This window comes from Pseudomonas sp. GW821-FHT02H06, from assembly GCF_059421525.1.
In genome coordinates, this window is the sequence record NZ_JBWKVD010000013.1 from 1 (window position 1) to 12,534 (window position 12,534).

Genomic DNA, 12,534 nt, shown 5'->3' on the forward strand with positions numbered 1-12,534 from the left:
TGCCACCGACCGTTTACGAACGGACGATGGCCTTGAAACCACCTATCGAGGTGTCCGGAATTAGTTGACCACTACAGCCTTCCCGGCTAAAGCCGGTCCTACAGTCGGATTTAACCCCGGCCCACCACCGAGCAAGCGATCGGGTGCAGACCTTTCTACTTGGTCTTCATCAACGCCGAACACGCCGCTTTGTACGCCTCGTGCTGATACTTGTTCAGTGCTGCGGGCAGTTCAAAGCTGTGCTTCTTCATCTGAGCATTAATGGTTTGGGGCGACAGCAGGATGACGTCGCATTCTTCCAGCAGCTGAAAGATAGTCTCGATCTTGAAGGTCGTCGGGCCGCCGGCGAATTCGCCTTTCTTGCTGCGCTTTTTGATCGCGATATGACCAATGCCGTTATCACGCACGAACGCCTCGATCTGGCGGGCGAACGCTTTCACGTTGACGGCTTCATCGTCGTCTTCGAGTGCGATCTTTTTGGTCGGCAGTGGGATGTGTTCGAGCGCGCCAGATGCGCGAGTGGCGACAGCGAAGATGGCCTCGCTGCCTTTGATTTCTACGCCGCAGATGTTCATGTGCCTACCTTGAGCTCGGGAAGGGCGTCAGGGTAGCGCATTCGGGATCACTCAGACTGCGCGACGGTGTCCAGATACTCCGATCGTTCGTCACTGGCGCGGGTCAGGCAATCGTTCTGATCGATATTGAATTCCTTGGTACCCGGTTTGGCGGGAAACACTTCCACTGCGCAGTCCGCGTCACGCAGTTTTTTCCAGGCTTCCTGAGCGGCCTTGAGTTTGGTGGCGAATTCCTCGGCCTGGGCCTTATTCGCCCCGAACTGCGTCTGCACACGCTCAAGCACGTTCTGCACATTCTCGGTCAGCAACTTCTCCGCCGTATCGCGGGTGTATACCGAGCACTCAAGCGTCTGCTGATCTTCTTCAAGGCCCTCACAGGGGTCGGCGGCCGGAGTGGCTGCTGCGTGTGCGCCTGTCGCGAATAGAGCCAGAGCCAGAAACATGGTTTTCATTAGGGCTTTCCGAGTCAGAGATGGATTGGATTCTCGCCCAAGCGCGAGGCAATGAACAGGTATCAAATGCGGCGACCGTCTGGACGCCGTGAGCCGGCGTCGCTTGTTGACGGTTTCGACACTTTTCCAGTCGTTTTATCTCGCGATGCTTGGCCTTTTGATGCGTCAAGAAAGGAGTTTTGTCGAATCTCCACTGGGTAAAAGAACCGTCCTACGGAAAAGTCTGAAATTTTCCATCAGGGTTTTTGTAGCGAGTTTCTTTGGGTAGGATCCAATCCGCGCCGTTAACCGGCACACGCAAATAACCCAGCAACTCAGGGAGAGAACTCATGGCGCTCGACGCATTTATCCAATTTGACGGCATTCCGGGTGAGAGCCTCGACGACCAACACAAGAACTGGATTGAAATCCTCGGCTATAACTTCGGTACCCATCAGAGCGCATCGGCGACCGCAACCTCGGCGGGTGGCGCCTCGTCGGGCCGGACCACTGTCACCACATTCAACTTTTCCAAGTTCCTTGATTCGGCAAGCGCCAAACTGATGCAAGCGAGCTGCGCAGGCCAGCATTTCAAAAAAGTAACCATCGCGGTGCACCGCGCTGGCGGCGAAAAGCTCAAGTACTTTGAGATCGTGCTAGAGGAAGTGATCATTTCTGACTACAGCCACAGTGCCACCGACGGCGTGCCCCGCGAAGTGGTGCAGCTCGATTACGGACGTATCAAAACCAACTACGTTCAGCAGCGTCGTAGCGATGGTGGTGGGGGCGGCAACGTGACGGGTGGCTGGGACCGTATCAAAAACACGATTTACGCGTGAGGGTCGTCTATGTCGCGGCCTTACAGCTTCATCAATGATCAGATGCAGACCTATTTTTCTATCAAGGCAAAACTGCCCTTGGGACGCCGCGCGGCTGATAAATTCGATGTGCTTAATGCCCACATCCGCAATTCCACCGTAGCGGCGGGAGAAATCGTCATCGTCCCCGATGATCTAACCTCTGCGTGTACGTCTGAAGAAGCCGAACTCATGAGGCTTGCTACGATGACCCATCAGGGCCTCATCGATAACGACGCAGGAGGCGACGACTTCATCGTGGCCAACCACGAACTCATCACGCGGCTACTTGGCAATACCTCAATCGGTATCGGAATGGCTGCTGACGCTTGGGAAAAGCATCTGGAGCAGATCAAGACCACGCTCGACAGCATCGATGCCCTGCATAAGCAACACATGGCCTCGGGAACCCTGATCGAACGAAATCTGTTCTATACCAAACGCCGCCAGCTTTTCGACAAACTCGAAAAGCTGCTGAAAGGCTTTCTTAGTCTGGGAGCAGGACTGCGGAACACAGGCTCAATCCGGCGAATGCTGGGGATCTCAACTAAAAGCTACCTGCACACTGGCGAGATCAGACACTACGCCGAAAAAACGAGCGGCATTGCCAAAGCGGCGAAGCTAATAAAAAGAGGAGCTTATGTGGGGATAGTTCTCGATACAGCTTCGACGGCGGTTGATATCAAGACGGCTTGCTCGACGGGCCGGGAGGATGAGTGTACGAAGGCGAAGTATGTTGAGGGGAGTAAGCTGGTTGGTAATTTGGGGGGCGCTGCGGCCGGCGCGGGAGTGGCTACTGTGATTTGCGTTACCGGGTTGGGGCTTACAACAGGTCCGGGTGCACTCGCCTGCGGTGTCATCACTGCTGGGATATTGGGTTGGTTGGGGGGCGAGATAGGAGGTAAGGGAGGCGAGATGACGGGCGAGTTACTCTATGAGGTCTCTCAATGAAAGATATCGTACCTGGCCTAGTTGCAACTTCGATAATGATCCCTGGAATCCTGAACTTATTGGTGCTGCTATTCATCACCTGGTGGGTAAGGGACGAGGTGGACAGCCGTCTTTCTCGATGTTCCATAATTGTAGATATCAAGGCCACTTTTGGTGGCTTGGGATTTATCGGAGATGTCTATAGGGTAGGCACTGTGGCGTGTATCTTAATTTTCCCTAAGCTGTTCCTCAAGCGAGGAGTCATTGATGTTCGGCAGGTAGTGGACTTTCCAAAAAAATGGAAACTATTGATCGTGGTGCCGTTTTTTCTAAATATCATTTTTTTTACGGCCATGTTGGTGTTTCGTGCCTGGCTCTACTTTTATGATTTCTAACGACTTCATATGCTTTGAAGAATATCTCCATTGGCACCGAAATAGCAGCCGACGCTGGTGAGAGCTATTTTCAAAGGGTGGCATCATTAATGTAAGCATATAAGTATTTTGGTTGTATTTGCAGGGTGCGTGAAGCTATTAGTAGCTGGCAGCTTTTTTGCGATCGGCCCGGAGGTCATTATGATAATTAGAAGCGGACACTATCGTCATGGTGGCGCCATTCATTCTGCGGATCATGACTTTATCGTTTTGACGATGTGTATCCTTTTCGTAGTCACTCTGTTGTATACGGTGTTGATAACGTTGTATCTGCGAAACAAGATCAATAAATCACTGGATAACTGTTTAGCGGTCACGGACTCTAGTTTGTTCCAGATCGGGACCGGGTTTCTAGGAGATATCAGAAAATTAGCCATCGTAAGCGCGATGTTCCTTCGGCCCCGAATGTTCCTGAAACTGGGCGCCATCGACTTGGAGCAGGTCGATACATTCCCAAAAAAATTCAAATACATGATGTTGGCTCAGGTGGCTCTAGTCACATTGACGACGTTAGTCACCCTCGTTTTTTTTGTTTGGGCGTATCTTCCCGACTTCTGAATTCCGCCCCAGAGCGCCCCCCTGCCTGAATGCCTGCATCATCGTGAGGACCTGCTGCGTCGTCATGCCTATGCCCTTTGTCGTTTCTTGACGCTTTCGGCAATTCCCCTGTCGTTTTTGCACCCGGCTCCTCCGACCCTCAGGCATATGCTGACCCCAAAGCGCCGGCAGACCTTCCGGCCATTAAAGAACCCCAGGGGACCGCCTGATGAGCCCAGCCGAATTACACGCCGACAGCATCGTCATTGACGGGTTGATCATTGCCAAATGGAACCGTGAGCTGTTCGAAGACATGCGCAAAGGCGGCCTGACCATGGCCAACTGCACAGTCTCGGTGTGGGAAGGTTTTCAGCAGACCGTCAATAGCATCGCGTCCAGCCAGAAACTGATTCGTGAAAACAGCGACCTGGTGATTCAGGTGCGCAACACGGCCGACATCCGCAAAGCCAAGGAGCTGGGCAAGACCGGCATCCTGTTCGGCTTCCAGAATGCCCATGCTTACGAGGATCAGATCGGCTACGTCGAGATTTTCAAACAGCTGGGCGTGGGCATCGTGCAGATGTGCTACAACACCCAGAATCTGGTGGGCACCGGCTGCTATGAGCGCGACGGCGGCCTGTCGGGTTTCGGGCGTGAAATCGTCGCGGAAATGAATCGCGTCGGCGTCATGTGCGATCTCTCCCATGTGGGATCGAAGACTTCTGAGGAAGTCATCCTCGAATCGAAAAAGCCTGTCACCTACTCCCACTGCCTGCCTTCGGGTCTCAAAGAACACCCCCGCAATAAGTCCGACGCCGAGCTGAAGTTCATCGCCGATCACGGCGGCTTTGTTGGTGTGACCATGTTTGCGCCGTTTCTGGCCAAGGGTATCGATTCGACCATCGACGATTACGCCGAAGCCATCGAGTACGTGATGAACATCGTCGGCGAAGACGCCATCGGCATCGGCACTGACTTCACCCAGGGCCACGGCCAGGAATTTTTCGAATACCTGACCCACGACAAAGGCTACGCCCGGCGCCTGACCAACTTCGGCAAGATCATCAACCCGCTCGGCATCCGCACCGTCGGCGAATTCCCGAACCTCACCGAAACCCTGCTTAAACGCGGCCACTCCGAGCGCGTGGTGCGCAAGATCATGGGCGAAAACTGGGTACGCATCCTGGGCGATGTCTGGGGCGAATAAGCCTCCGGATTCACTCGCCGAACACAGAATTTTTCCCTCTCCCATCGCGGAGAGGGCTTCCACACGAATTTCCCGGAGTTAAGTTTCCATGGCCAAGATCGCCCCGCAATTGCCAATCGAAGTCGACAGCGAGACCGGTGTCTGGACCTCCGACGCCCTGCCGATGCTGTACGTGCCGCGCCATTTCTTCGTCAACAACCACATGGGCATCGAAGAAGTGCTGGGCGCCGAGGCGTACGCCGAAATCCTCTACAAGGCCGGTTACAAGTCCGCCTGGCACTGGTGCGAGAAAGAAGCCGAATGCCATGGCATCGAAGGCGTTGCGGTGTTCGAGCACTACATGAATCGTCTGTCCCAGCGCGGTTGGGGCCTGTTCAAGATTCAGGACATCGATCTGGAAAAAGGCACCGCCAGCGTCAAGCTCGAGCACTCGGCGTTCGTTTACGTCTACGGCAAAGTGGGGCGCAAGGTCGATTACATGTTCACCGGTTGGTTTGCCGGCGCCATGGACCAAGTCCTTGAAGCCAGCGGCAGCAACATCCGCACCGTGGCCGAGCAGGTTTACGGCGGATCGGAAGAAGGCCACGACGACGGCCTGTTTGTCGTCAAGCCGTTGTAAGTCGAGGTTTCCGTCATGGCTTTCGAAGCGATGTTTCAACCGATTCAGATCGGTAAATTGACCATACGCAACCGCGTATTGAGTACCGCGCACGCCGAGGTCTACGCCACCGACGGCGGCATGACCACCGACCGTTACGTGAAGTACTACGAGGAGAAAGCCAAGGGCGGCATCGGTCTGGCCATTTGCGGCGGCTCGTCCAGCGTGGCCATCGACAGCCCGCAGGGCTGGTGGAAATCGGTCAACCTGGCGACCGACAAGATCATTCCGCACTTCCAGAACCTCGCTGACGCCATGCACAAGCACGGCGCCAAGATCATGATCCAGATTACCCACATGGGCCGTCGCTCCCGCTGGGACGGCGATCATTGGCCAACGCTGCTGTCGCCTTCGGGCATCCGCGAGCCGGTACACCGCGCGACCTGCAAGACCATCGAGCCGGAAGAAATCTGGCGCGTGATCGGCAACTACGCCAGCGCGGCGGCGCGTGCCAAGGCCGGTGGTCTGGACGGCGTTGAGTTGTCCGCCGTGCACCAGCACATGATTGACCAGTTCTGGAGCCCGCGGGTCAACAAGCGCACCGATGAGTGGGGCGGCAGCTTCGAGAACCGCATGCGTTTCGGCCTGGAAGTGATCAAGGCAGTGCGCAAGGAAGTGGGGCCTGATTTCTGCGTGGGCCTGCGTATCTGCGGCGACGAATTTCACCCGGATGGCTTGAGCCACGAGGACATGAAAGAGATCGCCAAGTATTACGACCAGACCGGCATGATCGACTTCATCGGGGTCGTGGGTTCGGGGTGCGATACCCACAACACCCTCGCCAATGTCATCCCGAACATGAGTTATCCACCGGAGCCATTCCTGCATTTGGCGGCCGGGATCAAGGAAGTGGTCAAGGCGCCAGTGCTGCACGCGCAGAACATCAAGGACCCGAATCAGGCGACCCGTATTCTCGAAGGCGGCTACGTCGACATGGTCGGCATGACCCGCGCGCACATCGCCGACCCGCACCTGATTACCAAGATCAAAATGGGCCAGGTCGATCAGATTCGTCAGTGCGTCGGTGCCAACTACTGCATCGACCGTCAGTACCAGGGTTTGGATGTGCTGTGCATTCAGAACGCCGCGACGTCCCGCGAATATATGGGCGTGCCGCACATCATCGAAAAGACCAGCGGCGTGAAGCGCAAGGTGGTGATCGTCGGCGCAGGGCCCGCGGGGATGGAAGCGGCGCGCGTCTCGGCCGAGCGGGGCCATGACGTGACCTTGTTCGAGAAGAAAGACGCCATCGGCGGACAGATCACCACGGCGTCGAAAGCGCCGCAGCGCGACCAGATTGCCGGCATCACACGTTGGTTCCAACTGGAGCTGGCGCGTTTGAAAGTCGATCTGCGTTTGGGCACGGCGGCAGATATCGCGACCATCATGGACCTGCGGCCTGATGTGGTGGTGCTGGCGGTGGGCGGTCATCCGTTCATTGAGCAGAACGAGCATTGGGGCGCGGCCGAAGGGTTGGTCGTCAGCAGTTGGGACATCCTCGACGGCAAAGTTGCGCCGGGCAAGAACGTGCTGGTCTACGACACCATTTGCGAGTTCACCGGCATGTCCACGGCCGACTTCCTGGCGGACAAAGGCTGCCAGGTCGAGATCGTTACTGACGATATCAAGCCTGGCGTTGCCATCGGTGGTACGTCGTTCCCGACCTACTACCGCAGCATGTACCCCAAAGAAGTGATCATGACCGGCGACATGATGCTGGAAAAGGTCTACCGCGAGGGCGACAAGCTGGTCGCGGTGCTGGAGAACGAATACACCGGCGCCAAAGAGGAGCGGGTAGTCGATCAAGTGGTGGTCGAGAACGGCGTGCGTCCTGACGAAGCGCTCTACTACGGGATGAAGGAAGGTTCGCGCAACAAAGGCCAGATCGACATCGACGCCCTGTTCGCGATTCAGCCGCAGCCGTCGTTGAGTCAGCCGGGTGACGGGTATCTGCTGTTCCGCATTGGCGATTGCGTGGCACAGCGCAATACCCATGCGGCGATCTATGACGCACTCAGGCTGTGCAAGGATTTCTAGCGGCCGGCACACAACCCTGTAGGAGTGAGCTTGCTCGCGAAAGCGGCGGGTCTGTCGGCATCCATGTTGAATGTCAGCAGGGCTTCGCCAGCAAGCTCGCCTCACGGGAAACGAGTCAGGCATCCCGACGTGCAAGACCCTGAGTCTTTGGGAGCTCCACATGTTAAACACCCTTCTTCCCATCCTGCTTTTCGCTGCCCTGGGCCTCGCGGTCCTTGGCGCGTTGCGGCGGGTGAGCCTGTGGCGCAACGGGCGTGCCGCCAAGGTCGACCTGCTCGGCGGATTGCTGGCGATGCCCAAGCGCTACATGGTCGATCTGCACCACGTCGTTGCGCGGGACAAATACATCGCCAACACCCACGTGGCCACGGCGGGCGGCGCGGTTGCGTCGATCATCCTGGCGATTCTGGTACACGGCTTCGGCTTGCATAACCGCATCCTCGGTTACGCGCTGTTGCTGATGTCGGCGGTGATGTTTGTGGGCGCAATCTTCATGTACCTGCGTCGTCTTCAACCGCCAAGCCGGTTGTCGAAAGGCCCGTGGATGCGCCTGCCGAAAAGCCTGCTGGCGTTCTCGGGTTCGTTCTTTATCGTCACGCTGCCCGTCGCGGGCGTGCTGCCGGCGAACTTCGGTGGCTGGTTGCTGGCGAGCATTCTGGGCATCGGTGTGCTGTGGGGTGTGTGCGAATTGTTCCTCGGGATGACCTGGGGCGGCCCAATGAAACACGCCTTCGCTGGCGCGTTGCACCTGGCGTGGCACCGCCGCCCGGAACGCTTCGGCGGTGGCCGCTCTACGGGGCTGAAACCCCTCGATCTGACGGACAAAACCGCGCCGCTGGGTGTAGAAAAACCCAAGGACTTCACCTGGAATCAGCTGCTGGGTTTCGATGCGTGCGTGCAGTGCGGCAAGTGTGAAGCCGCGTGCCCGGCCTTCGCTGCCGGCCAGCCGCTGAACCCGAAAAAACTGATTCAAGACATGGTCGTCGGGCTGGCGGGTGGCACCGATGCCCATTTCGCCGGCAGCCCTTACCCGTCGCTCGACGGCCAGGGCAAGCCTATCGGCGAGCATGGCGGCAATCCCCATCAACCCATCGTCAACGGGCTGGTCGACGCCGACACCCTATGGTCGTGCACGACCTGCCGGGCCTGCGTGGAAGAATGCCCAATGATGATCGAGCACGTGGACGCAATCGTCGACATGCGCCGGCATCTGACCCTCGAAAAAGGCGCCACCCCCAACAAGGGCGCCGAGGTCCTGGAAAACCTCATCGCGACGGACAACCCGGGCGGCTTCGCGCCGGGCGGACGCATGAACTGGGCGGCCGACCTGAACCTTGACGTCATGAGCCACAAGAAAACCGTGGACGTGCTGTTCTGGGTCGGCGATGGCGCGTTCGACATGCGCAATCAGCGCACCTTGCGCGCCTTCGTCAAAGTGCTGAAAGCCGCCAAGGTCGACTTTGCCGTGCTGGGTCTCGAAGAGCGCGACAGCGGCGATGTGGCCCGTCGCCTGGGCGATGAAGCTACCTTTCAGATGCTCGCCAGACGCAATGTTCAGACGCTGGCCCAGTACGACTTCAAGCGCATCGTCACCTGCGACCCGCACAGCTTTCATGTTCTGAAAAACGAATACGGTGCGTTCGACGGTCACTACGTCGTACAGCATCACAGCACATATCTTGCCGAGCTGATCGGCAACGGCGCATTGCATCTGGGTACGCACAAAGGCGCCAGCGTCACCTATCACGATCCTTGCTACCTCGGGCGTTACAACGGCGAGTACCAGGCGCCGCGCGATGTGCTGCGTGCGCTGGGCATCGAGGTCAAGGAAATGGTGCGGTCCGGTTTCCGCTCACGTTGCTGCGGCGGCGGTGGCGGCGCGCCGATCACCGACATTGCGGGCAAGCAGCGGATCCCTGACATGCGCATGGATGACATCCGCGAGACCGGCGCCGAGCTGGTGGCTGTGGGTTGTCCACAGTGCACCGCGATGCTTGAAGGCGTGGTCGAGCCGCGGCCGATGATCAAGGACATCGCCGAACTCGTTGCTGATGCACTGCTTGAGGAAACCGCACCTGTAAAACCGGCAGCGGCCCGACGTGAACCTGCGGAGGCGCATTGATGAGCGACATTATCCGCCGTGACCCACGCGCTGAATGGATTGCACGAAACCGGCTGCATCCCCTGCACGCCGCCATGCAACCGGCGCAAACCAGCTGGATGGGCCCCAACGGGGTGCTGCGTAAAAATGTGCATGGCATCGGCTTTATCGGTCCCAACGGCGTCAAACGCATCGACCGAAGCGGGGCGCAGCAAGGCGGCGCGGTCAAACGCTCGGCATCGGTGGACGTGCAATTGCCGCTGCATCGGATTGCGACGCCAGCCTTCTACATCGCTGTGGTGCCCGACATGGTCGGTGGCCGTTTGAGCAGCCACGACCGAGACCTGCTGGGCTTGGCCCATGGGCTGGCGGGCAACGAGGGCGCCGTCCTGGCGGTCATTTTTGGCGAGCACAAAGAAACGGCGTTCGACACCGCTGGCGTCGATCGTCTGTTGATATTGGAAGGCAATGCGTTCACTGGCTATTCCCCCGAGCAACGTGTGCAAGGTTTGCGGGCTGTGGATAACCAGTTCGACCCCCATCACTGGTTGCTGCCTGACAGCCGAAACGGCGGGGGAGAATTGGGTCGTCGTTTTGCGGCAAGTCTGGGAGAGCGGCCGTCGACACGCGTCTGGCAAGTGGCTGGCGAACAGTGCATCGGTCGTGCAGGCGCTGGTGCGCAAGACCTGTTGCGTCCCGTGTCACGCTTGATCCTCGCCCAGGCGGAATGCGCCGAACCGGTCAGTGAGACCCGGCACGAAGTACTGCCCGTCGAGTTATCCACAGCTGTCGCGCGCAGTTTGCCGCGCATCGAAGACCTTGGCGCTGTGGCGGTCGATCCGGCACTTATCCCCATGTCCGAAGCTGAATTCATATTTTCGGGTGGTAACGGGGTCAAGGATTGGTCGTTGTTTCACCGCACCGCCGTCGCGTTGGGCGCAACTGAAGGCGCTTCCCGTGTGGCCGTCGACGATGGCTTCATGACCCGGGATAGCCAAGTCGGTGCGTCGGGCACTTGGGTCACTGCCCGGGTGTACGTGGCGGTAGGGATTTCCGGCGCGATCCAGCATTTGCAGGGCATTGGTGCCTGCGACAAGGTCGTGGCGATCAACCTCGATCCGACCTGCGACATGATCAAGCGGGCCGATCTATCGGTGATCGGAGAGAGCTCCGCCATTCTCGAAGCGCTGATTGAAGCGGTCGACAGTTACCGGGATGGGGCAAAGCGCGATGCAGCCTGAAATGGAGGTCTCTGTGGATAAAGGTGCGCTGCACGTAATCAGCCTGGTCTCCGTCGGTGCGCACCCGACGTCGGGACGGCAGCGTCGTGCCGAGCAGGATGCCCGTGCCGTTGAGCTGGGTTTGCAACTGGCTGGGGATAACTTGCACGTGTTGCATGCGGGTGATGCCGAAGAACCCGCATTACGTGGCTATCTGGGCATGGGCGTGGATGAGCTTCATGTGCTGGCTCAGCCGCCGGGTGCGGACGCGTTGCCTGGGCTGACGGATTACATCCGCGAGTCGGGCGTGCAGCTGGTACTGACCGGCAGTCAGGCCGAGACGGGCGAAGGTTCCGGCATGCTCCCGTATTTGCTGGCTGAAACGCTCGGCTGGCCGCTGGTGGTGGGCCTGGCCGAGGTCGAGTCCATGAGCAACGGCAGCGCCCAAGTGCTGCAGGCGCTCCCTCGAGGTCAGCGCCGTCGACTCAAGGTCCGATTGCCGTTCCTGGCAACAGTGGATAACGCCGCCCCGAAACCGCGGCAAAGCGCTTACGGACCGGCGCAACGGGGTCTGCTGGATGTGGAAGAGATCGAGGTGGTCATCGACGAAGTGTTCACCGGCGCAGAGCTGACGCCCGCGAAACCTCGGCCAAAACGCCTGAAGGTCATCAAAGCGAAAAGCGGCGCTGATCGTATGAAAGCCGCCACGGCAAAAGCGAGCGGAGGCGGTGGGCAGGTGCTCAAAGGGGTGACTGCTCAGGAGGGGGCTGCGGCGATTTTGAAGTTGTTGGTGGAGGAGGGGGTGGTTCGCTGAACACCGAAAGGCGCCACAATGGCGCCTTTTCTCCGTTCACGACTGAGGCGTATCGGGCTGCATTTTTCGACTTGTGGAATCTGCATCTACAATCACAACGTCGAATACCTGCTCAATGACCTGACGTGGTCCCTGTTTCAAACTCCATGCAAAGAAAACGAGGCACCCAACGAGTAAAGTGAACAAGCCCGAGCCAACGAGGCTCTGCGCAGCCCCCTTCCAGAACCCTGGCCGCGCCATTCGGATGTCGTTGGCGGCTCTTGAAGAGTAAAACGCTGCCAACTCCTCCGTTTCGGTACTCAGTGAGGACTCTAGGAAGTTTGTCGCCAGCCGGGTCGCTTGGGTTCGATAGGCTTCAATTTGCGAGCTGCTGTTGCTGATGTCGTGGAACGCAACGAGATCGCAGTCTAGCGGATCAGTACCGTTTCTCTCTTTGAACGCGTGGATATACTCGATTTTTTGACGTTTATACACCGAATAGGCCAGTTGGCCGAGTATGTCGTCCTCATCGCTTACTAACTCGCTGAAGATGTAGTTGTAGCGCTCTTCGATCATATGAAATCACTCCTGCCGGAGCCTGCGGGAGGCCGATCGGAATGCTTCCCTGATTTCTTCCGTAGTCTTAGGTTTAAAGCTGATAATGCCCAATAATTCTTTGGGCAGAGCGAACGAGGCTCCTTGCTTACGTTTGGATAGCCTGTTGTTCGCCTCGATGACGACTTTGCGTGAGAAC

The 12,534-nt window shown here is 58.0% G+C and carries 13 protein-coding genes; 10 read left to right on the plus strand and 3 right to left on the minus strand.

Going from position 1 to position 12,534, the window contains the following annotated elements; all coding sequences use genetic code 11:
* Window positions 1–155: 155 nt before the first annotated feature.
* Together AC07VF_RS19450 and AC07VF_RS19455 are read right to left on the minus strand one after the other, a co-directional pair.
* On the minus strand, window positions 156–575 hold the full coding sequence (locus tag AC07VF_RS19450) for a DUF3010 family protein (protein ID WP_495009375.1): 420 nt from the start codon (window positions 573–575) through the stop codon (window positions 156–158).
* 47 nt (window positions 576–622) lie between these two features.
* Window positions 623–1,027: a lysozyme inhibitor LprI family protein gene (locus AC07VF_RS19455; protein WP_192173190.1), complete on the minus strand. Its 405-nt coding sequence runs from the start codon at window positions 1,025–1,027 to the stop codon at window positions 623–625.
* Between the two features lie 329 nt (window positions 1,028–1,356).
* Between AC07VF_RS19455 and AC07VF_RS19460 the strand changes: the two genes are divergently transcribed.
* From AC07VF_RS19460 to etfB, 10 genes are all read left to right on the plus strand, one after another.
* Window positions 1,357–1,845, plus strand: coding sequence for an Hcp family type VI secretion system effector (locus AC07VF_RS19460; protein WP_074886727.1), 489 nt, complete (start codon window positions 1,357–1,359; stop codon window positions 1,843–1,845).
* Between the two features lie 9 nt (window positions 1,846–1,854).
* On the plus strand, window positions 1,855–2,814 hold the full coding sequence (locus tag AC07VF_RS19465) for a hypothetical protein (RefSeq protein WP_495009376.1): 960 nt from the start codon (window positions 1,855–1,857) through the stop codon (window positions 2,812–2,814).
* Entirely contained in the window at window positions 2,811–3,188 is a 378-nt protein-coding gene (locus AC07VF_RS19470; RefSeq protein WP_108121072.1) for a hypothetical protein, read from the plus strand. Before AC07VF_RS19465 ends, AC07VF_RS19470 begins: the two co-directional genes overlap by 4 nt.
* Window positions 3,189–3,317: 129 nt before the next feature.
* Window positions 3,318–3,785: a hypothetical protein gene (locus AC07VF_RS19475; RefSeq protein WP_495009377.1), complete on the plus strand. Its 468-nt coding sequence runs from the start codon at window positions 3,318–3,320 to the stop codon at window positions 3,783–3,785.
* 208 nt (window positions 3,786–3,993) lie between these two features.
* The gene (locus tag AC07VF_RS19480) at window positions 3,994–4,971 is read left to right on the plus strand and encodes a dipeptidase (RefSeq protein ID WP_074886739.1); all 978 of its coding nucleotides are present in this window, start codon (window positions 3,994–3,996) and stop codon (window positions 4,969–4,971) included.
* An 88-nt stretch (window positions 4,972–5,059) separates the two neighbouring features.
* On the plus strand, window positions 5,060–5,590 hold the full coding sequence (locus tag AC07VF_RS19485) for a 4-vinyl reductase (RefSeq protein WP_192173186.1): 531 nt from the start codon (window positions 5,060–5,062) through the stop codon (window positions 5,588–5,590).
* 15 nt (window positions 5,591–5,605) lie between these two features.
* Complete coding sequence (gene dgcA, locus AC07VF_RS19490; RefSeq protein ID WP_192173185.1) at window positions 5,606–7,666, plus strand: dimethylglycine demethylation protein DgcA; 2,061 nt, start codon at window positions 5,606–5,608, stop codon at window positions 7,664–7,666.
* A gap of 160 nt (window positions 7,667–7,826) precedes the next feature.
* Window positions 7,827–9,788, plus strand: coding sequence for a dimethylglycine demethylation protein DgcB (gene dgcB / locus AC07VF_RS19495; RefSeq protein ID WP_192173184.1), 1,962 nt, complete (start codon window positions 7,827–7,829; stop codon window positions 9,786–9,788).
* Complete coding sequence (etfA, locus tag AC07VF_RS19500; protein WP_495009378.1) at window positions 9,788–11,008, plus strand: electron transfer flavoprotein subunit alpha; 1,221 nt, start codon at window positions 9,788–9,790, stop codon at window positions 11,006–11,008. Before dgcB ends, etfA begins: the two co-directional genes overlap by 1 nt.
* Window positions 10,998–11,801: an electron transfer flavoprotein subunit beta gene (gene etfB, locus AC07VF_RS19505; protein ID WP_192173182.1), complete on the plus strand. Its 804-nt coding sequence runs from the start codon at window positions 10,998–11,000 to the stop codon at window positions 11,799–11,801. Before etfA ends, etfB begins: the two co-directional genes overlap by 11 nt.
* 36 nt (window positions 11,802–11,837) lie before the next feature.
* Here the strand turns inward: etfB and AC07VF_RS19510 are convergent, their stop codons facing one another.
* Window positions 11,838–12,356 (minus strand): hypothetical protein, encoded by a 519-nt coding sequence (locus AC07VF_RS19510; RefSeq protein WP_192173181.1) that lies wholly within the window; start codon window positions 12,354–12,356, stop codon window positions 11,838–11,840.
* Window positions 12,357–12,534 lie beyond the last annotated feature (178 nt).

Excerpts from the sequence above, each read along its gene's own strand:
- AC07VF_RS19450 (WP_495009375.1), bottom strand. The coding sequence starts at position 575 with ATGAACATCTGCGGCGTAGAAATCAAAGGCAGCGAGGCCATCTTCGCT.
- AC07VF_RS19455 (WP_192173190.1), bottom strand. The coding sequence starts at position 1,027 with ATGAAAACCATGTTTCTGGCTCTGGCTCTATTCGCGACAGGCGCACAC.
- AC07VF_RS19460 (WP_074886727.1), top strand. The coding sequence starts at position 1,357 with ATGGCGCTCGACGCATTTATCCAATTTGACGGCATTCCGGGTGAGAGC.
- AC07VF_RS19465 (WP_495009376.1), top strand. The coding sequence starts at position 1,855 with ATGTCGCGGCCTTACAGCTTCATCAATGATCAGATGCAGACCTATTTT.
- AC07VF_RS19470 (WP_108121072.1), top strand. The coding sequence starts at position 2,811 with ATGAAAGATATCGTACCTGGCCTAGTTGCAACTTCGATAATGATCCCT.
- AC07VF_RS19480 (WP_074886739.1), top strand. The coding sequence starts at position 3,994 with ATGAGCCCAGCCGAATTACACGCCGACAGCATCGTCATTGACGGGTTG.
- AC07VF_RS19485 (WP_192173186.1), top strand. The coding sequence starts at position 5,060 with ATGGCCAAGATCGCCCCGCAATTGCCAATCGAAGTCGACAGCGAGACC.
- dgcA (WP_192173185.1), top strand. The coding sequence starts at position 5,606 with ATGGCTTTCGAAGCGATGTTTCAACCGATTCAGATCGGTAAATTGACC.
- dgcB (WP_192173184.1), top strand. The coding sequence starts at position 7,827 with ATGTTAAACACCCTTCTTCCCATCCTGCTTTTCGCTGCCCTGGGCCTC.
- etfA (WP_495009378.1), top strand. The coding sequence starts at position 9,788 with ATGAGCGACATTATCCGCCGTGACCCACGCGCTGAATGGATTGCACGA.
- etfB (WP_192173182.1), top strand. The coding sequence starts at position 10,998 with ATGCAGCCTGAAATGGAGGTCTCTGTGGATAAAGGTGCGCTGCACGTA.
- AC07VF_RS19510 (WP_192173181.1), bottom strand. The coding sequence starts at position 12,356 with ATGATCGAAGAGCGCTACAACTACATCTTCAGCGAGTTAGTAAGCGAT.